The organism is Mesorhizobium sp. Root102 (genome assembly GCF_001425625.1).
Lineage (GTDB): Bacteria > Pseudomonadota > Alphaproteobacteria > Rhizobiales > Rhizobiaceae > Mesorhizobium.
Genome location: NZ_LMCP01000023.1, coordinates 145,100 through 169,896 on the forward strand (window position 1 = coordinate 145,100; position 24,797 = coordinate 169,896).

General features: G+C 63.3%; 21 protein-coding genes. 4 read left to right on the forward strand and 17 right to left on the reverse strand.

Features of this window, described 5'->3' with window-relative positions; all coding sequences use genetic code 11:
- Positions 1-8: 8 nt before the first annotated feature.
- The 15 genes from ASD12_RS19330 to puuE form a co-directional block, all read right to left on the reverse strand.
- Complete coding sequence (locus ASD12_RS19330) at positions 9-1,253, reverse strand: NAD(P)/FAD-dependent oxidoreductase (protein WP_056590117.1); 1,245 nt, start codon at positions 1,251-1,253, stop codon at positions 9-11.
- A gap of 289 nt (positions 1,254-1,542) precedes the next feature.
- On the reverse strand, positions 1,543-2,964 hold the full coding sequence (locus ASD12_RS19335) for a S8 family serine peptidase (RefSeq protein WP_056589505.1): 1,422 nt from the start codon (positions 2,962-2,964) through the stop codon (positions 1,543-1,545).
- Complete coding sequence (locus ASD12_RS19340) at positions 2,954-3,619, reverse strand: anti-sigma factor (RefSeq protein WP_082525532.1); 666 nt, start codon at positions 3,617-3,619, stop codon at positions 2,954-2,956. Before ASD12_RS19340 ends, ASD12_RS19335 begins: the two co-directional genes overlap by 11 nt.
- Positions 3,616-4,182 carry a sigma-70 family RNA polymerase sigma factor gene (locus tag ASD12_RS19345; protein WP_056589512.1) on the reverse strand — a complete coding sequence of 189 codons (567 nt, stop codon included), beginning with the start codon at positions 4,180-4,182 and terminating at the stop codon, positions 3,616-3,618. The genes ASD12_RS19340 and ASD12_RS19345 overlap by 4 nt, the downstream gene beginning before the upstream one ends.
- Before the next feature lie 304 nt (positions 4,183-4,486).
- Positions 4,487-5,326 carry an alkaline phosphatase family protein gene (locus tag ASD12_RS19350; protein WP_056589515.1) on the reverse strand — a complete coding sequence of 280 codons (840 nt, stop codon included), beginning with the start codon at positions 5,324-5,326 and terminating at the stop codon, positions 4,487-4,489.
- Between the two features lie 86 nt (positions 5,327-5,412).
- Positions 5,413-7,002, reverse strand: coding sequence for an ABC transporter substrate-binding protein (locus tag ASD12_RS19355; protein WP_056589519.1), 1,590 nt, complete (start codon positions 7,000-7,002; stop codon positions 5,413-5,415).
- A gap of 122 nt (positions 7,003-7,124) precedes the next feature.
- Positions 7,125-8,780, reverse strand: a complete 1,656-nt coding sequence (locus ASD12_RS19360) for an ABC transporter ATP-binding protein (RefSeq protein WP_056589521.1) — start codon at positions 8,778-8,780, stop codon at positions 7,125-7,127.
- A complete protein-coding gene (locus tag ASD12_RS19365; protein WP_056589525.1) occupies positions 8,780-9,604 on the reverse strand; it encodes an ABC transporter permease in 825 nt (274 codons plus the stop codon). The genes ASD12_RS19360 and ASD12_RS19365 overlap by 1 nt, the downstream gene beginning before the upstream one ends.
- 9 nt (positions 9,605-9,613) lie before the next feature.
- Positions 9,614-10,573, reverse strand: coding sequence for an ABC transporter permease (locus ASD12_RS19370; protein WP_056589528.1), 960 nt, complete (start codon positions 10,571-10,573; stop codon positions 9,614-9,616).
- Between the two features lie 16 nt (positions 10,574-10,589).
- Positions 10,590-12,176, reverse strand: coding sequence for an ABC transporter substrate-binding protein (locus ASD12_RS19375; RefSeq protein WP_056589531.1), 1,587 nt, complete (start codon positions 12,174-12,176; stop codon positions 10,590-10,592).
- A 154-nt stretch (positions 12,177-12,330) separates the two neighbouring features.
- Complete coding sequence (locus ASD12_RS19380; RefSeq protein ID WP_056589534.1) at positions 12,331-14,316, reverse strand: CocE/NonD family hydrolase; 1,986 nt, start codon at positions 14,314-14,316, stop codon at positions 12,331-12,333.
- Positions 14,317-14,398: 82 nt separating this feature from the next.
- Positions 14,399-14,992: a nucleoside deaminase gene (locus ASD12_RS19385; RefSeq protein ID WP_056589537.1), complete on the reverse strand. Its 594-nt coding sequence runs from the start codon at positions 14,990-14,992 to the stop codon at positions 14,399-14,401.
- Positions 14,992-15,495 (reverse strand): ureidoglycolate lyase, encoded by a 504-nt coding sequence (locus ASD12_RS19390; RefSeq protein ID WP_056589540.1) that lies wholly within the window; start codon positions 15,493-15,495, stop codon positions 14,992-14,994. Before ASD12_RS19390 ends, ASD12_RS19385 begins: the two co-directional genes overlap by 1 nt.
- Positions 15,492-16,355 (reverse strand): bifunctional allantoicase/(S)-ureidoglycine aminohydrolase, encoded by an 864-nt coding sequence (locus ASD12_RS19395; protein ID WP_056589544.1) that lies wholly within the window; start codon positions 16,353-16,355, stop codon positions 15,492-15,494. The genes ASD12_RS19390 and ASD12_RS19395 overlap by 4 nt, the downstream gene beginning before the upstream one ends.
- A gap of 10 nt (positions 16,356-16,365) precedes the next feature.
- Complete coding sequence (puuE, locus tag ASD12_RS19400; RefSeq protein ID WP_056589547.1) at positions 16,366-17,784, reverse strand: allantoinase PuuE; 1,419 nt, start codon at positions 17,782-17,784, stop codon at positions 16,366-16,368.
- Between the two features lie 203 nt (positions 17,785-17,987).
- Between puuE and uraH the strand changes: the two genes are divergently transcribed.
- From uraH to xdhC, 4 genes are all read left to right on the forward strand, one after another.
- Positions 17,988-18,362: a hydroxyisourate hydrolase gene (gene uraH / locus ASD12_RS19405; RefSeq protein WP_056589551.1), complete on the forward strand. Its 375-nt coding sequence runs from the start codon at positions 17,988-17,990 to the stop codon at positions 18,360-18,362.
- A 3-nt stretch (positions 18,363-18,365) separates the two neighbouring features.
- Positions 18,366-19,847, forward strand: a complete 1,482-nt coding sequence (gene xdhA, locus ASD12_RS19410) for a xanthine dehydrogenase small subunit (RefSeq protein WP_056589554.1) — start codon at positions 18,366-18,368, stop codon at positions 19,845-19,847.
- A complete protein-coding gene (gene xdhB / locus ASD12_RS19415) occupies positions 19,847-22,192 on the forward strand; it encodes a xanthine dehydrogenase molybdopterin binding subunit (protein ID WP_056589557.1) in 2,346 nt (781 codons plus the stop codon). The genes xdhA and xdhB overlap by 1 nt, the downstream gene beginning before the upstream one ends.
- 74 nt (positions 22,193-22,266) lie before the next feature.
- Entirely contained in the window at positions 22,267-23,148 is an 882-nt protein-coding gene (gene xdhC, locus ASD12_RS19420; RefSeq protein ID WP_056589560.1) for a xanthine dehydrogenase accessory protein XdhC, read from the forward strand.
- On the opposite strand, the gene ASD12_RS19425 is transcribed toward xdhC, so the two are convergent.
- Together ASD12_RS19425 and ASD12_RS19430 are read right to left on the reverse strand one after the other, a co-directional pair.
- Positions 23,101-23,589: an LLM class flavin-dependent oxidoreductase gene (locus ASD12_RS19425; protein ID WP_244482900.1), complete on the reverse strand. Its 489-nt coding sequence runs from the start codon at positions 23,587-23,589 to the stop codon at positions 23,101-23,103. The genes xdhC and ASD12_RS19425 overlap by 48 nt on opposite strands.
- Positions 23,590-23,820: 231 nt before the next feature.
- Positions 23,821-24,741 carry a LysR family transcriptional regulator gene (locus ASD12_RS19430; RefSeq protein ID WP_056589562.1) on the reverse strand — a complete coding sequence of 307 codons (921 nt, stop codon included), beginning with the start codon at positions 24,739-24,741 and terminating at the stop codon, positions 23,821-23,823.
- Between the last annotated feature and the right edge of the window lie 56 nt (positions 24,742-24,797).

Here is a 24,797-nt window from a genome sequence, read left to right on the forward strand (position 1 = left end):
ACAGCCCGTCAGGAATGCCTCACGATGTGTTCGACAAGGCGATGTGCCTCCTCGGCAATCGCCAATATTGTGCCTGATTTGCGCGTGGAGGCAAAATCTAGCCCGGCGAAGTAGATGCCTGGCTGAACGGCCACGCCATCCTCATGAATAGGCTGTCCTTGCGAGTCGAGCACCCCCGGGAGATTCACCCAACTGAAATCGCCCCGGAAGCCAGTGCACCACGCCACGGTCGTGATGCCGGACTTGGCAACATCAAGAGAACGGACAGCCGGATTGGGTAGATGGACTGCGACAGTCTCCGCTGGATCGGGTTCCGAAAGGGGAGCATCGATTCCGGAGCGGCTGATATACTCGTCGATATAGCGTTTGACGTTGGCCGAAGCTTCGTCCGCAAAACGAACGTTCGCTTCCAGATCGTCGTCGAACAAGAGACAGCCGCCGCCCTCGACGCCTGCGAACCGGCCAAGCAGCACGATACCGCGGGCACTGAGTCCCTGGAGGCTTAACGTGTATTCCGCCCCAAGCAGACCACGAGGTGGAACGCGTCCCGCAAGTCGAATGATTTCCTCTCGACGTACGTCGAGAAACCCGCTTTCGACGAGCCAGATCATGATGTCGCGACCTCGGTAGCGCCGTGAGAGCCGTCCGACCCGACTGGTGGCAAGGAAGACTGTTCGGCCTGTTTCTGTCAAATCCTCCGCGATCTGGGCACCCGACTGGCCGCTTCCGACCACCAGCACCGCTCCATCCGGGAGATCGGCGGCGCTGCGGTAATCCGAAGCGTCGATCTGGCGGAGGCTCGGCGGCAACGCAGCGGTCCAAGGTGGGCGCGCCGGACAGTTCATATCACCGCTCGCGATCACCACGTTCCGCGCCAAAAATGTGCCGCGCGAGGTGGTCAGTCGATACGCGCCATTCTCGTGCACGCCGGTGAGTTCGGTCACCGCGGTGTCCGGTTCGACCGGGAGCCCGTTCCGCTCGGCGAAGTCCTCAAGGAGGGCGACGAACTGGTTGCGCGTTAGGGCACCGAACGGGTCTGAACCGTCATAGCTGTCGCCAGGCATGACAGTCTGCACGTTGGGGGTATTCATCCGAAAAGTATTCCACCGCTGCGTGCGCCAGGTTTCTCCGATGCGGCCTCGCTCCAATATGCTATGCCGCAGGCCTTGCCGTGTCAGCGAATAGCTGACGCCTAGGCCGGCCCAGCCGGCCCCGACGACCACCGCATCAAGGACATTGGCGTTGCTCCTCATTTGCCGCAGGCCCTTGTGCCAGAGTCGTTGCAGCGCTTTGATGTGGGCAAAGATGAACGTGACGCCTTCGCCAGCGGCCCAGCGCCGAGATAGCAGTCGATGCCGCCTGAACAGACCACTGCGTTCCGCATAGTCCCCCCTCCGGTATAGGTGCAAGATAACACCTCTGTCGGCCCGGCCAAAATTTCGCTCGACACCGAAGCAGGGAGATCAAAGCCCTGCATGCGTACCCTTCAAGGCGGCGACAGCTTCAGGAAAACGGCATAATGCAGGGCGGCCAACGTTAGACCTATTCCTTTGCTGCAGCCTCGATGTCCAGCAGCCCGTAGCCGAAATCATTGTCGCGGCCCTTGGGGCCGAGATCCCTGGCCGTTGCCGCGAGCGACTTCTCGATGTCGTCGGCCGAGCGATCGGGCGCGGCATGGATGAGGTTGGCGATGGCGCCGCTCACGATCGCAGCCGCGAACGAGGTGCCGGTGACCACGTCCGAGCCGGCGCCGCTCGGCGCCACCATCTCGACGCCCGGCGCCGAGATGAAGACATAGGCGCCGCGATTGGCCTGCGGCATCAGCCCGTCCTTGGCATCGGTGGCGGTCACCGCGATGACGCCGTCGAAGGCGGCCGGATAACCATAGGGTGCTTTGGGCCCATTGTTGCCGGCGGCGGCGACCAGCACCATGCCGAGCGCGCGGGCATTGCGGCAGGCGACGCCGAGCAGGTCGTTCTTCGGCCCGACAAAGCTCATGTTGATGATGCGCACGTCCTGCTCGGCCGCCCAGTCCAGCGCCGCCAGGATGACGTCCATGGTCGACTTGCCGCCCTCGAAGGCACGGGCGTGGTAGATCCTGGCGCCGGGCGCCATGCCTTCCAGTGCGCCGACGCCGGCGATCAGGCCGTCGATCGACGTGCCGTGATCGCGCTTTTCGATCGGCACGTCAGGCATGGCGTCGAATTGCCCGGCAATGACGCCCGCCAGCGCCGGGTTGGTGTCGTCGATCCCGGTGTCGATCACCGCGATGCGGACATTTTCGCCACTGGCCTGTTTGGAATCGAGCGCGATGCGGTCGAACGCATAGTTGACGATGCTGGCGGCCTGCTGCAGCGAATAGACATGGTTGGGCTCGCGCCGCTGTGTGCGGCCATCGGCGGCCAGTTGCGCCAGCACGGCGCCCACGGGCCGGCCGTCGGGAATGCCGAAGCGCACCAGCGTGGTGCCAAGCAGCCGCGACTGGCGCTGCGAGCGCACCTGGAGGCCGAAGGAAGCGGCGATCTGCTGGACAGTGCCGGCATCGCCGTCGACGGTCACCAGCACCTCGTCGGGCACGAAATCGCCGACCACCGCGCGCGGCGGTTGAACGGCGATGAGATCGGTCGGCGAAACGATCGGGCCGCCAGGCGGGGGGCCGGCTTGAGTGTCGGCCGGCGGCGTTGCCGGCGCCGGCCGTGGCGTCGGCACCGGCGCCGGATTGGGAAACAGGTCGACGATCAGCGCCGGCAGGAAGACAGCGCCGGATTGGCCCGCGTCCGATCCGCTCTTTGTCTCGCTGCCGTCCTTGGCGCAGTTGGCTCCCGCCGCGTTGGTCCCGTCGCGGCAGTCGATTTTCGTCTGGTCTGGATTGGGGGCGTTGGTCTGCGCCGACGCGGGCACGGCGGCGATTGTCATCGCCGCCGCAAGGATTGCCGCAAATCGAATGACTGCCTCAGCCGCCATCAGCCGGTTTCCTTCCCTCGATCACAGTCTCCGTAAAAGGCTGGGCGGCAATAAGGCCGATTTGCTTCGCATAGTCGGCTGCGTTGGCAGCCGGCATGCCAAGCCGGAACACGCCGTCGGCGGTCGGTCCACCGATGATCTTCAGCCCGTTGCTGCCCAGGAAGCCAGAAATGTCCGACATCTTGGCATCCGGCTTGAACTTGACCAGGGCGAACGGCATTTTCGCCAGATCGTCTTGCGCGCCGGCAATCTCGAAGTCATTGCCCTTGCCGCCAGGCTCGACAAACGACTGCACCATGACCAGGGCCAGCAGAACCGCGGCCGCGGCCCAGGCGACACCGACCGGCACCGCCATGAAGCGGCCCCAGGCCTGCGCCAGCCAGGACGAACCTGCCGGCTTGCGTGGTCCGGCCTCGGCGTCTAGTGCCTTGGCGAAACGGCTGAGCGCATCGGCCGGCGGCCGGATTGCTTCGTTGGCGGCGGTGGTGCCGGAGAATTCGGCTTCCGCCTCGCCAAGAGCGGCAAGTGCGGCCGGATCGCTGGCCAGCCATTCCTCGACGGCTTCCAGATCCGAACCTTCCAGCGAGCCGTTCAGATAGAACGGCAGCAGCGTTTCCATTTCGTCGCGGCGCGACATCTTTTCAGCGGCGCTCATGGCCACCCCCTGTCGTAACCGGCGGCCTTGAGGGCCTCGCCGAGTTTCTTGCGGGCGTAGAACATCCGGGTCTTGACGGTCGCGACCGGAATGTCGAGCACCTCACCGATCTCGCTCACCGACTGTCCGTGATAATAGGCAAGATCGATCACCACGCGATGCTCATCGGGCAATGCGTTGACGAAGCGCCGCAAGGCGGCAGCCTTGTCTTCCTTCATGGTGACGACTTCCGGCGTATCGGCGCCGTCGGGCACCGCGGCAGCGGCCTCGTCGTCGATCCAGTCTTCCTTCTTCTTGCGCAGCAAGGACAGCGCTTTGAAACGGGCGATGCCGAGCAGCCATGTCGAGACTTCGGAGCGTCCCTCGAAGCTTGGCGCCTGGCGCCACAGCTCGAGGAACACTTCGTTGGCGATATCGTCAGCCATCATTTCCGATCCCGTCTGGCGCGCCACGAAGCGGTAGACCCGCGCGTGGTGACGCATGAACAGGAGCCGCACGGCGGCACGGTCGCCCTTCGCGACCCGGTCGACAAGCGCGCGATCGGTCTCCGTCGCTGCCGTCATGGCCGGTCGAGCCGCCTGGCTCCTGTCTGCTCTGTCGCTGATCGGTCCAAAAAGGTTCATCCTCCGCCAAGGAATTTTGCGGAGGCTAACCGAAGAGCGGGGCGGTTGCCAGAGGGGGGAGGAGCGTCCGCCGGAGGCGGGTCAATCGACAACGATTTGTCGATTGAAGTGACGAACGCCCGAAGCCATAGCGCAGGGCTGGCAGGGGGGATGGGTTATCACCACCCGGCCCTTCGCAGGCTCAGGGCGTTCGAAGCTCGAAAAGCCAAGCAATTGGCTTTTCGTCCGCTACGCGGACCGCTTCTCACCCCAAGAAAGACTTAGCCATCATCGTCGCGGGCACGGGAACACCCAGCCGGCTCAGAACCGTCGGCGCCAGCTGCAGCTGATCGAGCAGCGTATCGGCCTGCGGTCCCTTGCCGGCGCCGAAATAATACAGCGCGAAATCCTGCATCTCGTCGTCATGGCCTCCATGATGGCCACGGTCGGTCTGGCCATGGTCGGCGGTGACCATCACCTCATAACCGGCTTCGATCCAGCGCGGCAGGAAGGCCGCCAGCATGCCGTCCATCGCATAGACGGCATGGTCCATCTCGTGGCAGTCGTGGCCGAAGCGGTGCCCCATCGAATCCAGCGTGCAGGTGTGCAGGATGCCATAGTCGATGCCGTGGCGTTTGGTCAGCATGGTCAGCGTCGCGAACAGGTCAACATCACTCGGCGTCATCTGGTTGCGAGCGTTGTAGCCGGTCATGGTGTGGAAGCGGCCATGCGTGATCGGCCCGCCTGGTTCGTCGAATTCCATGTCCTCGACCAGGTCGAACGGATAGGCGCGGAAGAATTCCGACCAGTAGGAATGTGTCACCGCACCCGTCTTGCCGCCGGCCTTGCTGACTTCTGAGAAGATGTCAGGCTGCTCGACGCGAAACCGGTTCTCGTTGGAGAGAATCCCGTGCACCTGCGGTGAGACCCCGGTGTGGATCGAGGCATAGCAGCAGGCTGAGGTCGACGGCAGCACGGAGCGCATCTTCCAGATGCGCGCCTCGCCCGATTGCACCCAGCCTTCGAGATTGCCCATCAGCCGGCGCCAGTTGCGATAGGGCACGCCGTCAAGGATGATCAGCAAAAGCTTGGATTTGAGCGCCATGGGCGGCTCCTTGCGGTCTTGTCATGGAGGCAGGGATGAGGTCCCGGGCCTGACGGTCAATCCGCCAGGCCCGGATATTGCGATTGTCAGGCGTTGAGCCAGCACTCGCCGAGCGCGTAGCCGTCCATCATTTCGCCGATCGGGCTCTTGGCAAAGCCGCTGATCTTGTTGGTGGCGGCCGCGTCGATGAACTGGTTGAAGAAAGGCACGATCAGGCCGCCTTCGTCGCGCATCATCACCGCCATGTCGTGGTAGATCGCCTTGCGCTTGGCCTGGTCGAGTTCGCCACGCGCCGCAAACAGCATCTTGTCGAATTCCGGCCGCTTGAAACGCGTGTCGTTCCAGTCGGCGGTCGAGACGTAGCCGGTGGAGTACATCTGGTCCTGCGTGGCGCGTCCGCCCCAGTAGGAGAGCGAGAAGGGCTGCTTGTTCCAGACCTCCGACCAGTAGCCGTCGCCGGGCTCGCGCTTGATCTCGATCTTGATGCCGGCCTTGGCACAGGACTGCTGATAGAGCTGGGCGGCATCGACGGCGCCCGGGAAGGCGACGTCCGACGTGCGCAGCACGATCGAGCCGCTATGGCCTGATTTCTTGTAGGCTGCAGCCGCCTTGTCCGGATCGAACTTGCGCTGCTCGATGTCGGTGGAAAACAGCGGATAGGCCTCGTTGATCGGGAAGTCGTTGCCGACCGAGCCATAGCCGCGCAGGATCTTTTCCAGCATCTCCTCGCGGTCCATGGCGAGTTTCAGCGCCATCCGCAAGTCGTTGCTGTCGAAGGGGGCGGTGTCGCAGAACATGTTGAACGGGTAGTAACCCTTGCCCGAGACGTTCTCGATGGTGACTCCCGCGATGCGCTTGACCAGATCCACGACCTTGGGCTCGACGCGGTTGATCATGTGCACCTGACCACCCTGCAAGGCAGCCAACCGCGCCGTAGCGTCGTTGATGACGACGATCTCGACCTGGTCGGCATGGCCGGCCTTGTCGCCTTGCCAGTAATTGGCGAAGCGCTCGCCGCCATGGCGCACGCCCGGCTGGTTGACGGTGACCTTGTAGGGCCCGGCGCTGATGCCGGCATTGGGATCGTCCTTGCCGCCATTCGGCTGGATGACGAGATGGTAGTCGGCCATCAGATAGGGGAAGTCGGCATCGGCGTCGCCGAGCGTGACGATCACTTCCTTGCCGCTCGCCTTGACGCCCTTGATGTTCTTGAGGATGCCCAGCGCGCCGGATTTCGACTTCTCGTCGGCATGGCGCTCGATGGTGGCCGCGATGTCTTCGGCGGTGACGGTCTTGCCATTGTGGAACTCGATGCCCTCGCGCACCTTGATCGTCCAGGTCTTGGCGTCCTTGGCGGCGCCGATCTCCTCGGCGATCAGATTTGTCAGGCTGTTGTCGGGCATCAGCCGGACAAGGTATTCGCCCCACTGCTTGCCGAAGCTGTAGGTGACCTGGCTGAGGTTGAGCGCCGGGTCGAGGCTGTTGGTCGACTCGCCGCCTTGCAGGCCGGCCTTGATCGTTCCACCCTTGACCGGCGTCTGGGCAAAAGCCTTGCCGGCCAGTGTCGTTGCCAGTGCCGCCGACACGCCAAGAGCGGCTGTGCGGCCGAGGAAGTCGCGGCGCGATATCCGGCCCTGGCCGGCGAGCTCAGCGAGATGGTCGAGTTCAGTTTTCATTTTTCCTACCCCTTTTCAAAACAACGTCACACAAGCGGCGCCCGTCCGAAGGCGTGTGGTACTCTTGTGTTGCATTTGGATGACGCCCGCCGGCTCTCCTGAACTCGCGGACCGCTGACTTGCTAGTTCCCTGCGCTGGCCATGCGTCGTCCCTTGATAGCCTTTTCCAGCCAGCCGATCTCCATTTCCGGAACCGAGGAGAGGAGAAGATCGGTATAGGCGTCGAAGGGCGGCGTCAGAACCTTGCTCTTCGGGCCGTAGCGCACCACCTCACCGCGATACATTACCGCGATCGAATCGGCGATCGACTTCACGGTCGCGAGATCGTGCGTGATGAACAGATAGGCGACGTTCTCCTCCTTCTGCAGTTCGAGCAGCAGCTCGAGGATGCCGTGCGCCACCAGCGGATCGAGTGCTGAAGTCACCTCGTCGCAGATGATCAGCTTGGGTTTGGCGGCAAGTGAGCGGGCGATGCAGACGCGCTGCTTCTGGCCGCCGGAAAGCTCGGCCGGGTAGCGGTCGGAAAAGCCCTTGCCCATCTCGATTTTGTCGAGCAGTTCGGCGACGCGCTTGTCGCGTTCGCGGCCACGTATGCCGAAATAGAATTCGAGCGGCCGGCCGATGATGGTGCCGACGGTCTGACGCGGGTTCATCGCCACGTCGGCCATCTGGTAGATCATCTGCAACTGCCGCAGGTCCTCCTTCGGTCGGTCGGCCAGCCGGTTTGCCAGCGGGCGCCCGTCGAAGGTGACGGTTCCCTCTTCTGGCGGCAAAAGGCCGGTGATGGCGCGCGCCAGCGTCGACTTGCCGGAGCCGGACTCGCCGACAACGGCCAGCGTCTGGCCTGGATAGATGTCGACCGAGACGTTCTTCAGCACCTTGATGTGGCTGCGGCCATAGGCGGCGGTGACGTTCTTCACCGACAGGAACGGCGTCGTGCCGGGCTTCTGTTCGGCATGCTCGATCTCATGCACCGACACCAGCGCGTTGGTGTATTCCTGGCGCGGCTCCTTGATGATCTGCCTTGTGCCGCCCCATTCGACCAGCCTTCCATGGCGCAGCACCATGATCTCGTCCGAGACCTGGGCGACGACGGCAAGGTCGTGGGTGATGTAGAGCGCCGCCACATGGGTGTCGTGGATGGCATCCTTGATCGCCGCCAGCACGTCGATCTGCGTCGTCACATCGAGCGCCGTGGTCGGCTCGTCGAAGACGATCAGGTCCGGCTCCGAGCACAGCGCCATCGCCGTCATTACACGCTGCAACTGGCCACCCGAAACCTGGTGCGGAAAGCGCTCGCCGATGGTTTCGGGATTTGGCAGGCTGAGCTTCTTGAACAGCGCAACCGCGCGCTTCTCGGCCTCGGCTCGTGTCGCGGTGCCGTGTAGCAGCGTGGCCTCCACCACCTGGTCCATCAGCTTGTGCGCCGGGTTGAAGGCGGCTGCCGCCGACTGTGCGACATAGCAGACCTCGCGGCCGCGCAGCTTGCGGAAGCCGTCCTTGCCGCCCTTGAGGATGTCGCGGCCGTTGAGGATGACCTCGCCGCCGGTGATGCGCACGCCACCGCGGCCATAACCCATCGACGACAGGCCGATGGTCGACTTGCCGGCCCCGGATTCGCCGATCAGGCCAAGCACCTTGCCCTTCTCGAGCGTCAGCGAGACATCGTGCACCAGCACGATGTTCTTCGGCGGTTCGCCGGGGGGGAAGACGGTGGCCTCGATCCGCAGATTGCGGATGTCGAGCAGCAGGCCGGGTTTCGCTTTGCTGTCGGCCATCACCCGCGTCCTCCCTTGAGGCTTGTCGTCCGGTTGAGCACCCAGTCGGCAACCAGGTTGACGGAAATCGCCAGCAAGGCGATCGCCGCCGCCGGGATGAGTGCGGCCGCGATGCCGAAGACGATGCCGTCCTTGTTTTCCTTGACCATGCCGCCCCAGTCGGCGTCCGGTGGCTGCACGCCGAGGCCGAGGAACGACAGCGTCGACAGGAACAGCACGGCGTAGATGAAGCGCAGGCCGAGTTCGGAAACCAGTGGCGACAGCGCATTGGGCAGTATCTCACGGAAGATGATCCAGGCGCTGCCTTCACCGCGCAGTTTCGCTGCCTCGACATAGTCCATGACATTGATGTCGACGGCGACCGCGCGCGACAGGCGATAGACGCGGGTCGAGTCGAGAATGCCCATCACCAGGATCAGCGTGACCAGGTTGGTCGGCAGCACGGACAGCACGACGAGGCCCATGATCAGCGTCGGGATCGACATCAAAAGGTCGACAAGGCGCGACAGCAGCGTGTCGAACCAGCCGCCAAAGACGGCCGCCGAGAAGCCGAGAATCGCGCCGAGCGAGAACGAGAGCGCGGTGGCCAGCACCGCGATGAATAGGGTGATGCGGGCGCCGTAGATCATGCGCGAAAGCAGATCGCGGCCGAGGTTGTCGGTGCCCAGCCAATGCGTCGCCGACATAGGCTCCCAGACGTCGCCGACGATTTCGCCATTGCCGTGCGGTGCGATCCACGGCGCGAAGACCGCCGCCAGAACGAACAGCGCCGTCAGGACAATACCGATCAGCGCGGGGATGGGGATGCGTTTGATATCGAGCATATCCGCCCCCTATTTTGGATGTCTGAGACGCGGATTGGCGACGATAGCCCCGATGTCCGCGATGATGTTCAGGCTGATGTAGACCGCGGCGAAGATCAGGCCGACCGCCTGCACCACCGGCACGTCGCGTTTAGTGACGTGGTCGACGAGATACTGCCCCATGCCCGGATAGACGAAGATCACCTCGACCACGACGACGCCGACGATCAGATAGGCGAGGTTGAGCATGACCACGTTGATGATCGGCGCGATGGCGTTGGGGAAGGCGTGCTTGCGAATGACGTTGAAGGCCGAAAGGCCTTTCAGTTCCGCCGTCTCGACATAGGCCGACTGCATGACATTGAGGATCGCCGCCCGTGTCATGCGCATCATGTGGGCGAGCACGACCAGCGTCAGCGCCGTCGCCGGCAGCGCGATCGCCTGCATCCGCTCGCCGAACGGCATGCCGTCATAGACGGTCGAGATGCCGGGGAATATCTGCCACTTCACGGCGAAGAAATAGACGAGCACATAGCCGATGAAGAATTCGGGGAAGGAGGTCGAGGCGAGCGCCAGGCCGGAGATCAGCTTGTCGACCCAGCCATTGCGGTAGCGCACCGCGATCAGGCCGAGGATGATCGCCAGCGGCACGGCCACGATGGCTGCCCAGAAGGCGAGGAACAGCGTGTTCCACAGCCGGCTCTTGATCGATGTCGCGATATCCTGGCCGCTCGACATGGCCGTGCCAAGATCTCCGGTCAGCACGCCGCCGAGCCAATGCAAATACCTGAGATAGGCAGGCTGGTTGAGCCCGAGCTGCTCGCGCAGATTGGCGAGCGACTCCGGGGTCGCGGACTGTCCGAGAATAGCTTGCGCAACGTCGCCGGGCAGGATCTGGGTGCCGGCGAAGATCAGGACCGAAACGGCCAACAAGAGGAGAATGCCCAGCGCAACGCGCTGGGCTACCAGTTTCAAGATGGGTGAGGACATATCCGCAAGGCCAGGCTCAGGCTTCGAGCCAGCACTTCGCCAGCGCGTAGCCGTTCATCAGCTCTTGATGTGGATCGTCAACCCAGCCGCCGACCTTGGCACCGGTCGCGTCGATGAACTGGTTGAACATCGGCAGGATCAGGCCGCCCTCGTCGCGCACCAGGACAGCCATGTCATGGTACATCTGCTTGCGCTTGGTCTCGTCGAGTTCGGCGCGCGCCGCCAGTACCATCTTGTCGAAGTCTGGACGCATGAAACGCGTGTCGTTCCAGTCTGCGGTCGAGAGATAAGCGGTGGAATACATCTGGTCCTGGGTCGAGCGGCCGCCCCAGTAGGAAGCGCAGAAGGGCTGCTTGTTCCAGACCTCGTTCCAATAGCCGTCGCCGGGCTCACGCTTGAGCTCGATCTGGATGCCGGCCTTGGCCGCGCTCTGCTGGAAGAGCTGGGAAGCATCGACAGCGCCCGGGAAGGCGACGTCCGAGGTGCGCAGCAGGACGGCGCCGTCATGGCCCGACTTCTTGAAGTGGAACTTGGCCTTGTCGGGATCGTACTTGCGCTGCTCGATCTCGGTAAACAACGGATAGGACGCGTTGATCGGGAAGTCGTTGCCGAGGGAACCGTAGCCGCGCAGGATCTTGTCCAGCATCTCCTCGCGGTCAATGGCCAGCTTGAGCGCCATGCGCAGGTCGTTATTGTCGAACGGCGCCGTGTTGCAATGCATTATGAACACGTAGTGGCCGGGACCGGCGTGATTGCGGATGGTGACGCCCGGCAGGCGCTTGATCAGGTCGACGATCTTCGGCTCGACGCGGTTGATCATGTTGACCTGGCCGCCCTGCAGGGCCGCGGTGCGCGCCGTCGCGTCGTTGATAACGATGACCTCGATCTGGTCGGCATGGCCCATCTTGTCGCCCTGCCAGTAATTGGCGAAGCGCTCGGCGCCATGGCGCACGCCAGGCTCATTGGTCTTGACCACGTAAGGGCCAGCCGAGATGCCGGCATCTGGCTTGTCCTTGCCGCCGTTAGGCTGGACGATCAGGTGATAGTCGCTAAGCAGGTAGGGAAGGTCGGCATTGGCTTCCTTCAGGGTCAGCACCACTTCCTTGCCGCTGGCCTTGATGGTTTCGATGCCCTTCATGTAGCCGAGCGCGCCGGACTTCGACTTCTCGTCGGAATGGCGCTCGAGTGTGGCGGCCACGTCCTCGGCGGTCACCGTCTTGCCGTTGTGGAATTCGACGCCGTCGCGGATCTTCAGCGTCCACACCTTGGCGTCGTCCGACGAGCCGATCTCCTCGGCGATGCGGTTCTCGAGCTTGCCCTCGGGTGACAGCTCGACGATCATTTCGCCCCAGCACTTGCCGAAAGCGAACGGCACCTGCGTCATCATCAGCGCAGGATCAAGGCTGTTGGTGGATTCACCACCGACCAGACCGGCCTTCAGCGTGCCGCCCTTGACTGGGCCGGCCGCGCGCGCCGCACTTGAAAGCAGGGAGTTGGCGAAGGGTGCGGAGATACCGAGCGCTGCCGCCCGGCCGAGAAAATCACGACGGCTCAGTTTGCCCGATGCGACACGCCGGCTAAGGAATTCGAGTTCGTTCGACATATTGAGTTCCTCACTCTGTTGGTTCGACTCTGCGGTCGTTTTTCTTATTTCTTGTGAGGAGAATAATGACCGCAAGGGAAAGCGGTAAGCAAGACCGAATGCGACATGCCGTGGCGTAAATCGTGCGTCGCAATTGGACTAATGATAGCGGCGCTCAAAGAAGCGCCCGCGGCACCTTCTCCTCGAAATTGCGTTCGAAAACAAGTTTCTCGCCTTCATAGGCCTCGATTCTGGCGCTGACGATGAAGTTTCGTGCGTCCGATCGCATCTCGGCCCATGTCTCCGTACGCACCGACCATCCATTTCGCGACAGCGTCTGCGTCCAGTGTGTTTTCCCCGCGGCTGACAATGGATTGTCAGGATGGATCGTCCAGGTTTCACGGGCGATGCTGCCGTTTGCCAGGTCATGGGCGAGATCTCGGAGCTCGCCGAAATCATCTGCTATGGAAAGTGTCACGATTCCCGTCTTTTCGTCCCGATCGACATGGCGCTCGGAACTGGCGGCGCGGATCGTCTCCGTTGCCCAGGGAGTGGCCCCCTCCGGCTCGGCGAACGTCGCTTCGTCGTCTGTCGCCAGCGGCCGCAGCGGCAAGCTGAGCGTCGCCGCCGACAAGGTGAGTTGGACCGGCTCCGGCGACGGCCAGATCATCGGCCAATAGGCGTTCGAAACGGCAACACGCAGGCGGTGGCCGGCCGGAACGCGATAGGCGCATTGATCGAGCACGACACGCGCCGACACGGTTTCGCCCGGCACCAGTGCTTCAGGGAATTCATGCGAATTGCGATGTGTCAGGTTGAGCACGCCATAGGAAATCAGCTCGGACGCGCCGTCCGGGTGCACATCGCACAGCCGGATCGCGATATTGGCCTGCGAGCGATCGGAGGATAGTCGCAGATCGACTTCCGGCGCGCCGACAATGTCGATCGCTTCGCCGAGTTCCTGCTGGTCGAAGCACACCGACAGCGCATCGTCGGGGCGCTGGTCGCCCGGCAGTTCCGGGCCGAAGGTGAAGGGAAAATACTCGCCGCCGGCCAGGCCGCAGCTTTGCGGCGAGGCGACGATGGCGGGTTTTTCGCCTGCGGGGATCAGATCGACCGTTTGCGTCTTGATGGCTGGCGAGGGCCATTGCTTTTCCGCAACCCAGCGGCCCGGCCGCTCGGGATGCCAGCGCGCCGGACGCACGCTGTCCATGACATAGGCGCGGTAGGCCGGGTCGGCCTCTACGCCGGTGTCGACACCCTTCAGCCAGCGGTCCCACCAGCGCAACGCCTCCTGCAGGAAGCCGATGGCGGGCTTGGGCCCGGCGTAGTGCGGGTATTTATGGATCCACGGCCCGATGATGCCCTTGACTGGGGCTTGGATGTTGCTGGCCAGATGCGAGACGGTATTGCGATAGCCGTCATGCCAGCCGCCGATCGACAGCACCGCGGCTTTGACGGCGGAAAAATCCTCGCAGATCGAGCCGCGCTTCCAATAGCCATCGCGATGCTGGTGCTTCAGCCACAGCGGCGCCAGGAAGCACTGGTTCTCCAGCCGAGTCAGCCACAGATCGCGCCATCTGTTGTCGCCGGCGATCAACGGGTCCGGTGGCCGCGACGAGTAGGACAGCATCGTCGAGGCCCAGCCGAAATTCTCGATCAGCAGGCAGCCGCCCTTGTAGTGGATGTCGTCGGCATAGCGGTCGACGGTCGAGCACAGGCTGATCACCGCTTTCAGCGCCGGCGGTTGCTTGGCCGCGACCTGCAGGCAGTTGAAGCCGCCCCAGGAAATGCCCATCATGCCGACATTGCCGTTGCACCAGGGCTGCGATGCCGCCCAGGCGATGACGTCGCAGGCGTCCTGCAATTCCTGCTCGGAATATTCGTCGTCCATCAGCCCTTCGGAATCACCATTGCCGCGCATGTCGACGCGGATCGAGGCATAGCCGTGGCCGGCGAAATAGGGATGCGTCAGCTGATCGCGAAAGATGGTGCCGTCGCGCTTGCGGTAAGGCAAATGCTCAAGGATTGCCGGCACCGGATCGTCGCCTGCATCTTCCGGCATCCACACCCGCGCCGACAGGCGGCAACCATCCGGCATGACGATCCCCATGTCCGGGAATTCGACGACCTTGCGGGGAAATTCGGTGACGGTTTTCATGGCATGCTCCAGGATCGCCAGATGATGGAGCCTGCCGTACCGCGTCGTGGGCCAGCCAACGAATTCGGCTGGTCAATCCGCGTCAATTCAGCGGAATGTCGTTATCGTCCTTGTTCGCCTGATAGACGCCGGACAATTCGTCGTAGCGTGCCGAGATGTCGCCAATCCGCGTCTCCAGGCGCTGGCGCTCGGTCTCGGGCAGCGATCGCACCAGCCTGCGGATGGAAAAACTCTTCCAATAGGCATTCTCAGTGTTGTAGCCGCCGGGATCGAGGGTGAAGACCTCCTTCAGGATCTTCAGGTCGTGCGGGATGGCGAAGCTGTCGCGCGAATCCTCATGGCTGAAGAGGTAATAAAAATTGTCGAAGCCGGTCCAGGTGATTGCCGACAGGCACAGCGAGCAGGGTTCATGCGTGGCGAGGAAGATGGCGTCTTTCGTATCGACGCGCTCGGCCTTGGGCATTTCGTAGAAGCGCTTCAGGCAGTGCACCTCGCCATGCCAGAGCGGATTTTCCATCTCGTTGTTGGTCTCGGCCAGCACCAGCGAACGGTCCTCCTTGCGCAGGATCGCCGCGCCGAACAGCTTGTTGCCATGGGCAACGCCTTCGGCCGTCTTCGGCACGATGTCGTGCTCGATGACATCGAGCAGACGGTCGATCAGTGAAATATCGGTCATTATAGGCTCTCGTCGGGGAGATGGATCTCGTAGGCGTGCGAGAAATGGAACTCTTCGAGATTGGAGCCGTCGCCGCCACGGTCGACGATCAGGAAATCCTGGGCCTCGCCGAGCGGCGTCAGCACGCCATGCCAGAGATTGCGCCGGTAGTTGATGCCTTGGCCGGGTGCGGTGATGAAGGCATGCGGCTCGCTCGGCCCCTCATCGCCGTCATGGCAGACGATGACCAGGAAGGGGCGCGGCGACAGTGGAATGAAGGCTTGGCTGCCGAACGGGTGGCGCTCGACCATGCTCAGCTTCAAAGGCAGTTCGTAGGGCGTGCCGCGCACCATCGAGATCAGCACGCGGGCGTTCGGGCCCGCGGCTTCAGCGGTGGCGAGATCGTGATAGCGCTCGGCCTTGCCGCCATTGATCGGGTAGTGGTTGTCGCCGCCCATGTCGATGACGTCGCCGAAGGGGGCAAAGCTCTCGCGGATCAGCGGCCGCGCGACGATACGTGTCATGGCGCGCGCTTTGCGGTGCCTGCGCCGCCGAGCTTGGCATGCCGGTTGACGTCCTTGTAGAGCAGATAGCGGAATTTGCCCGGGCCGCCGGCATAGCAGGCCTGCGGGCAGAAAGCGCGCAGCCACATATAGTCGCCGGCCTCGACCTCGACCCAGTCCTGGTTGAGGCGATAGACCGCCTTGCCCTCCAGCACATAGAGCCCGTGCTCCATGACATGGGTCTCGGCGAAGGGTATGACCGCGCCGGGTTCCAACGTCACAATGGTCATGTGCATGTCGTGGCGCAAATCGGCCGGATCGACGAAACGCGTCGTCGCCCACCGGCCCTCGGTGCCGGGCATCGGCGTCGGCGCGATCTCCTGTTCGTAAGTGAAGAAGGCTTCCGGCGCATCGAGACCGTCGACCGCCTCGTAAGCCTTGCGAATCCAGTGGAAGCGCACGTCGGCCTTGCTTTCGTTGCGAACCGTCCAGCCGCTGGCCGGCGGCAGGAACGCAAAGCCGCCCGGTCGCAGCACATGCTTCTTGCCGGCAAGCAGAACCGTCAGTTCGCCTTCGACCACGAACAGGGCGCCCTCGGCGTCGGCATCGGGTTCCGGCCGATCGCTGCCGCCACCGGGCGCGACCTCGACAATGTATTGCGAGAACGACTCGGCAAATCCGGACAGCGGTCGCGACAAGATCCAGACGCGGGTCCTGTCCCAGAACGGCAGGGCGCTCGTGACGATGTCCTGCATCACCCCCCGGGGAATGACGGCGTAGGCCTCGGTGAAGACGGCGCGGCCGGTCAGAAGCTCGTTCTGGCCGGAATGGCCGCCATGCGGCGCGTAATAGGTTCGCTCGGGCATCCTGATCGTATCCATGGGTTCAAACCTATTGCGGAAGCATGTCCTTGAGGCGGAGCAGCGCGATGCGCTCGACCTGTTTGCAGGCGGTTTCGAATTCGACGCCGCGGCTGTTGCCGATGCGCGCCTCGAATTCGGCAAGAATCTCCTCCTTCGTCTTGCCCTTCACCGCGATGATGAAGGGGAAGCCGAAGGTGGTGACGTAAGCGGCGTTGAGCTTGGAAAACAGTTCGCGCTCCTTGTCGGTCAGCGCGTCGAGGCCGGCCGAGGCCTGTTCCCTGGTCGATTCCGCCGTCAGCCGTTTGGCCTTGGCCAGTTTGCCGGCAAGGTCGGGATGGGCATTGAGCACCGAAAGCCGCTCGGTTTCGCTGGCGGAGCGGAAGATACGGCAAAGCGCATTGTGTAGGCCGCCTGAAGTGTCATGCGCCGGACTCAGTTCCAGTTCGTAGGCGCGCTCAGCGATCCACGGCGAATGCTCGAACACGCCGCCGAATGTGTGGACGAAGGTCTCGAATTCCATCTTCGATGGGCGGAGTGCCGCTGGCTTGTAAGGATTGACCTCTTGCCAGTGCCGGGCGATGTCGATGCGCCGCGCCAGCCAGACCTTGTCGTGCGACTTCACATAGTCGACGAAGCGCTTCAGCGCCGCGACCCGGCCCGGCCGCCCGACGAGGCGGCAATGCAGGCCGATGTTCATCATGCGCGGTCGGCCGGCCTGGCCCTCGGCATAGAGCGTGTCGAAGCTGTCCTTCAGATAGGCAAAGAACTGGTCGCCCGAGTTGAAGCCTTGCGGCGTGGCGAAGCGCATGTCGTTGGCGTCGAGCGTATAGGGGATGATGAGTTGCGTGCCGCCCTCGTGCTCGAACCAGTAGGGCAGTTCGTCGTCATAGGTGTCCGACACATAGTCGAAGCCGCCTTCTTCAGCCACAATCCGCACTGTGTTGACCGATGTGCGACCCGTATACCAGCCGGTCGGGCGCGCGCCGGTAACTTCGTAATGCAGCTTGATCGCCGCTTCGAGGTCGCGACGCTCATCTTCGGCGCTATGGTCACGGTAGTCGATCCATCTCAGACCGTGCGAAGCGATCTCCCAGCCGGCTTCCTGCATGGCCGTGACCTGATCCGGCGAACGGGCGAGCGCGGTGGCGACGCCATAGCAGGTGATTGGCACCTCGGCCTCGGTGAACAGCCGGAGCAGCCGCCAGAAACCGGCCCGCGCCCCATATTCGTAGATTGATTCCATGTTCCAATGGCGTTGGCCCACCCAGGGCGCCGCGCCGACGATTTCCGACAGGAAGGCTTCAGAGGCCTTGTCGCCGTGCAGCACGCAGTTTTCGCCGCCTTCCTCGTAATTGACGACGAACTGTACGGCGACATGCGCGCCGCCAGGCCATTTCGGGTCTGGCGGATTGGCTCCATAGCCGCGCATGTCTCTGATGTAACGCATCGTCCCTCCCGCCGGGCATGGCCCGAAGTAAGATCAGGATATCGAAAGGACTGCCTGCGCATTCCCCCGAAAATTTTTGAAAGTGTTTTTGTCGCACTCCGCTCGACCGGGGCTTATGCATCGCCTTTAATTGGCGCACAATTCACTGTTGATACTTGATCGTACCGGGCCAATTCGCCCGTACCGGAAATGGGAGGCGGCCAATGGCAGAAACGTCGAAAGCCGATGGCGGGCGTCTGACGACCCATGTCCTCGACACCGCGACCGGCAAGCCGGCGGCGGGACTGTCGATCGCGCTTTATCACGTCGATGGCAAGGCGCGGACACATCTGAAGACTGTCGCCACCAATGCCGACGGCCGGTGCGACGCGCCGCTGCTGGCCGGAGCGGAGTTTCGCACCGGCGAATACGAACTGGTCTTCGCCGCGGGCGACTATTTGCGCCAGCAGGGGCTGAGCCTGCCGAAACCCGCCTTCCTTGATGTGATACCGATCCGCTTCGGCATGGCCGAAGCGGTGCATTATCATGTACCGCTGCTCGTCTCGCCCTACGGCTACTCGACCTACAGGGGGAGCTGAGGCATGGCCAAGGTCAATATCCGCAACGAGATCCGTTTCATTCTCAACGGCAGGGATGTGGTACTTTCGTCGGTGGCATCAGACGCGACCCTGCTCGACTGGCTGCGGCTCGAGCGTTCGCTGCGCGGCACCAAGGAAGGCTGCGCCGAGGGCGATTGCGGTGCCTGCACCGTCCTGGTCGGCAAGCTCTCGGAGGGCGGCTTGGTCTATGAAAGCGTCAATGCCTGCATCCGCTTCCTCGGCTCGCTGGACGGCACCCATGTCGTGACCGTCGAGCATCTGCGTGGTTCACCCGGCCAGTTGCATCCGGTGCAGCAGGCGATGGTCGATTTCCACGGCTCGCAATGCGGCTTCTGCACGCCGGGCTTCGTCATGTCGCTCTATGGCTTGTGGATGAAATCGCCCGACCCATCGAACGAGGCCATCGAAAAGGCTTTGCAAGGCAATCTCTGCCGCTGCACCGGCTACGAGGCGATCATGCGCGCCGCCCGCGCTATCTCCAGCTACGGCAAGGCGGCGAAGGACCCGCTGGCCGCGGAGCGCAAGGCGATCACCGCGAGGCTGGAAGTCATGCACGACGGCGCCCGGGTCGAGATCGGCGTTGGCAAGGCGCGGCTGGTTGTACCGGCCAACGTCGATGATTTCGCCGCCGTGCTGGACAAGGATCCCGGCGCCACCATCGTCGCCGGTTCGACCGATGTCGGGCTGTGGGTGACCAAGCATATGCGCGATATTTCACCGGCCATTTTCATCGGAGATCTCGACGGGCTTTGCACCATCTCGGAAGACAAGGGCGTCATCACAATCGGCGCCGGCGTTACCTACACCGAGGCGTTCTCGACGCTGGCCAGGCGCATCCCGGCGCTGGGGCCGTTGTTCGATCGCATCGGCGGCGAACAGGTGCGCAACATGGGCACCATCGGCGGCAACATCGCCAACGGCTCGCCGATCGGCGACACGCCGCCGCCCTTGATCGCGCTCGGCGCGCGCCTCACCCTGCGCAAGGGCAAGAAGCGGCGCACGATCCCGCTGGAAACCTTCTTCATCGCCTATGGCAAGCAGGACCGGCAGCCGGGCGAATTCGTCGAGGCCGTGCATGTTCCTGTTCCCGCCAAGGGCACAAAATTCGCCGTCCACAAGATCACCAAGCGTCGCGACGAGGACATCACCGCGGCCCTCGGCGCCTTCTTCCTGACGCTGGCCAAGGACGGCACGGTCGCGGAGGTGCGCATCGCCTATGGCGGCATGGCGGCGACGCCGAAGCGGGCGTCTTCTGTCGAAAAAGCGCTGCTCGGCAAGCCGTGGACCGAACAGACGGTTGACGTGGCGATGGCCGAATATGCCAAGGATTTCACCCCGCTCACCGACATGCGGGCCTCGGCCGAGTATCGCGCCCTGGCGGCGCGCAACCTTTTGCTGCGCTTCTTCGCCGAGACCAGCGGCACCGGGGAGCCGGTCGAGGTTTCAAGGCACGAGGCGGCATGATGAACAAGCACGCTGCCCCCAACCTCAAGGCTGAAAAGATCGCCGGCGGCGTTTCCACCGATCAGCGCCACGACTCCGCCCACAAGCATGTCAGCGGCACCGCCGTCTACATCGACGACATGCCGGAACCGGCCGGCACTCTGCATGGCTGCCTCGGGCTTTCTGCCGCCACGCATGCCACGATTACCAGCATGGATCTCTCGGCGGTGCGTATGGCGCCCGGCGTTGTCGACGTACTGACGGCCAGTGACGTGCCCGGCGAGAACGACATTTCGCCGACCGGCCGCCACGACGAGCCGGTGCTTGCCGACGGCAAGGTGCAATTCTACGGCCAGCCTATCTTCTGCGTCATTGCCGAGACGCGAGAGCAGGCGCGCCGCGCCACAAGATTGGCCAAGGTCAAATACAAGGAATTGCCCTTCGTCACCGACATTGGCGCGCTTGATCCGAAGAAGGACAAGCTCGTCACGCCGCCCCTCACGCTGAAGCGCGGCGATGCCGCTGCAGCAATCCGTCGGGCGCCGCGCCGGCTGAAAGGAAATATGCGCATCGGCGGCCAGGAGCATTTCTATCTCGAAGGCCATATCGCCATGGCCATTCCGGGCGAAGACCAGGACGTCACCATCTATTCCTCGACCCAGCATCCGAGCGAAGTCCAGCACATGGTCAGCCATGCGCTCGGCGTGCCGAGCAACGCCATCACGGTGGAAATCCGCCGCATGGGCGGTGGCTTCGGCGGCAAGGAAACGCAGGGCAATCAGTTTGCCGCATTGGCCGCGATCGCCGCGAAGAAACACCATCGCGCCGTGAAAATTCGACCCGACCGCGATGACGACATGATCGCCACCGGCAAGCGTCATGATTTCCTCGTCGACTACGAAATCGGCTTCGATGACGAGGGCAACATTCTCGGTGTCGATTTCATGTTCGCGGCGCGCTGCGGTTTCTCGTCGGACCTTTCCGGCCCGGTAACCGATCGCGCGCTGTTCCACTGCGACAACACCTATTTCTGGCCGGCGGTGCACGCCCAATCGGCGCCGCTGTACACCAACACCGTGTCGAACACCGCCTTTCGTGGTTTTGGCGGCCCGCAAGGCATGGTCGGCGCCGAGCGCGTCATAGACGAGGTGGCCTTTGCCGTCGGTAAGGATCCACTCGAAATCCGCAAGAAGAATTTCTACGGCACATCAGACCGCAATATCACGCCCTACCACCAGACGGTCGAGGACAACATCATCCAGCGCATCGTCGCTGAGCTGGAGCAAAGCGCCAGCTACGCGCGGCGGCGTCGGGAAATATCGGCCTTCAACGCCAACAGCCGTTTCATCAAGCGTGGCCTGGCGCTGACGCCGGTCAAGTTCGGTATCTCGTTCACCGCCACGCACTACAACCAGGCCGGCGCGCTGGTGCATGTCTATACCGACGGTTCGGTGCATCTGAACCATGGCGGCACCGAGATGGGGCAGGGCCTCTACGTCAAGGTGGCGCAAGTGGTGGCGGAAGAGTTCCAGATCGACCTCGACCAGGTGAAGATCACCGCGACGACGACCGGCAAGGTGCCGAACACCTCGGCCACGGCAGCGTCGTCCGGCTCCGACCTCAACGGCATGGCTGCGCAGAATGGCGCTCGTCAGATCAAGGATCGGCTGATCGATTTCGCCGCCGAAAAATATCAGGTGCCGCGCGATCAGGTGCTGTTCCTGCCCAACCGGGTGCGCATCGGCAACCAGGAGATCGCCTTCGCCGACCTCGTCAAGCAAGCCTATATGGCCCGCATCCAGCTTTCGGCGGCGGGTTTCTACAAGACGCCGAAAATCCACTGGAACCGCGACAAGGGCGAGGGGCGCCCCTTCTATTATTTCGCCTATGGCGCGTCGTGCTCGGAAGTCTCGGTCGACACGCTGACCGGCGAATACATGGTCGAGCGCACCGATATTCTCCATGACTGCGGCCGATCTCTGAACCGCGCAATCGACATCGGCCAGATCGAGGGCGGCTTCATCCAGGGCATGGGCTGGCTGACGACGGAAGAACTGTGGTGGGACGCCAAGGGCCGGCTGCGCACGCACGCGCCGTCGACCTACAAGATTCCGCTCGCTTCCGACCGACCGAAGATCTTCAACGTCACCTTGGCCGACTGGCCGGAAGCCAGCGAGCCTACCATCCATCGTTCAAAGGCGGTCGGCGAGCCGCCATTCCCGCTCGGCATGTCGGTGCTGCACGCGCTGTCGGACGCGGTGGCCAGTGTCGCCGACAACAGGATCTGCCCGCGCCTCGACGCGCCGGCAACGCCAGAGCGGGTGCTGATGGCGATCGAGCGGCTGAAGAAAGAGGCCGTCGCCTGAACCCGGCCCCAGGCTCGGCAAAGCGTGCAATTCGGGCCGAAAAACCCTATATTTCCCATTCGGGAACGTGAACCATGAACTCGAAAGTGCAAAGCCTGAAAGCCTTTCTCGCCAGCGTCGGTCGGGTTGCCCTGGTCGAAGTGGCCGGGACAAAAGGCTCGACGCCACGCGAAAAGGGCGCCTTCATGCTCGTCTCGCAGACGGCGATCTTTGGCACGATCGGCGGCGGTCAGCTCGAATATATGGCGATCGACAAGGCCAGGCAGATGGTGGCTAAAGAGGCCTGTATCGAGGTCGACGAGATCTGCGCAACCCTCGACGTCCCGCTCGGGCCGGAAATCGGGCAATGCTGCGGCGGGCGCGTTGAAGTGTTGATCCGGCTCGTCGATGCCACGCTAGCCGCCGAACTGGTTGCGGCTGCGGAAGCCGAGGAGGCGCACCTGCCGCATGTCTACATCTTCGGCGGCGGCCATGTCGGCCAGGCGCTGGCGTCGACTATAGCACTTCTTCCCGTGCACGGCGTCGTCATCGAGACTCGCGCCGAAGCACTGGAAGGCATGCCGGAAACCGTGGAGACGCGGCTGACACCGATGCCCGAGGCCGAGGTGCGAAACGCCCCCGCTGGCACAGCCTTCGCCATCCTCACCCACGACCATGCGCTGGATTTCCTGATCGTCGCCGAGGTGCTGAAACGCGGCGACACTGCCTATGTCGGCATGATCGGCTCGAAGACAAAGAAAGCGACGTTCAGGAACTGGTTCCTGAAATCGGCGGGCGGCAGCCAAGCCGAGTTTGCCCGCCTCGTCTCGCCGATCGGCGGCGACGCCGTCAAGGACAAGCGCCCGCAGGTCATCGCGGCGCTGGCGGCGGCCGAGATCATGACCGCATTGGTGGTCCAGGCCGCCGAGTCAAATGCCGAGCATCAGGTCCTGCAGGACAAGGTGCTGGCGGGCTAAGCGCACCGAAAAGAACTCGCCCTTGTGGTCGAACAGATGCATCTTTTCTGGATCGTGGAAGCGACCGCCGCTTTGGTCGAACAGCAGCGCGTCAGCATCCCAGCCTCGCCACAAGCCCTGAACGATGTCGATATATTCCTCCGTGCGGCGGCGAAAATCGCCTGATGAAAACCCTTCCGGCCGGCTGAAATTGGCTGCCTCTTGCGGACCCTGCATCATGGTTGCGTTCCAGCCGGTGCGGCCATGGCTGATGATGTCGAGCGAAGCAAAACGGCGCGCCAGATTGTAGGGCTGGTGGGCAATCGTCGACGCCGCTGCGACCAGGCCGATCCTGCTCGTCATGGTCGCCAGAGCGGCAAGCAACGTCGTTGCTTCGAAGGGCATCGGCCTGTTCGCGGCGTCACCACCGGCAGCCGGCGCGGAATCGGCAAGCAGCAGCATGTCCAGGCCGGTTGCTTCAACCTTTTTGCGCGAAACCAGCCAGGCGGCCGAATTCCGGCCCCGGTGATGGATCGGCGATTCCTGACAACAGCGAAACAGCAAGATGCATTCTGGCGTTGTCGCCCATCGACGGTTCCTGCGAGACGAGATGGAGCTGGAACTATGTTCGCCACGTCCTGGGATGGCAACCGCCGGCGCTGGGCCAACCGCCGGTCATGTGTCGGCCAGTCCCTATTTGCCGGCGAGAAGGTCGTTGATCAGCCGCTGGCAGCGCTCGGCCATGAAGTCGAGCAGCAGCCGCACTTTTGGATCCTGCAGCTTCTTGTGCGGATAGACGGCGGCAAACTGCACCGGTGTCGGCGGGGTGCTGGGCAGGATCACCTTCAACCGCTGGTCGCGGATGAAGGGCTCGACCTCGAAGCGTGGCTTGTTGATGATGCCACGGCCGGACAGCGCCCAGCCGGTCAGCACGTCGCCATCGTCGGTGTCGTAAGGCCCGTGCACCTCGAATTTCTGCGGACCGGTGGGGGTCTGCAGCGTCCACACATATTCGCGCGCGCCGGAATAGCGCAGCATCAGGCAGTCGTGTTTCTTGCCGATCAGCTCCTGCGGCTCCACCGGCTCGCCGCGCGCTTCCAGATATTTCGGCGCCGCCACCAGCACGCGCTCGCATTCCATGATGCCGCGCATCCTGAGGCTGGAATCCTCGATGATGCCGAGCCGGAAGGCGACGTCGATGCCTTCCTTCATGATGTCGACATTGTGGTCCGAGAGCCTCAGCCGCACCTCGATGTCAGGGTATTTGTCGTGGAAATCCGGAATGCCCGAAGCCACCAGCCGGCGCCCGAGGCCGAGGGGCGCGGTCACACGGATGGTGCCGCGCGGCTGGCCGGAAAGGGCCGAGACCGCAGCTTCCGCCTCGGTGATCGCCTCCAGCACCTGCTTGGCACCCCCGTAAAAAACCGTGCCATGCTCGGTCGGCATCAATTGGCGTGTGGTGCGGTTGAACAGCCGCACGCCGAGATGCTTCTCCAACTCCTTGATGCGGTTTGAGGCGACCGCCGGTGAAATGCGCATGTCACGGCCGGCCGCCGACAGATTGCCGAGTTCGACGACGCGAACGAAGACGGCGATGTTGTCGAGATAGGCCATGCGGTGTCGTGGCTCTCATGCGGCTGCGTGGAAACAGCTTAGTATTTTCCATTTTT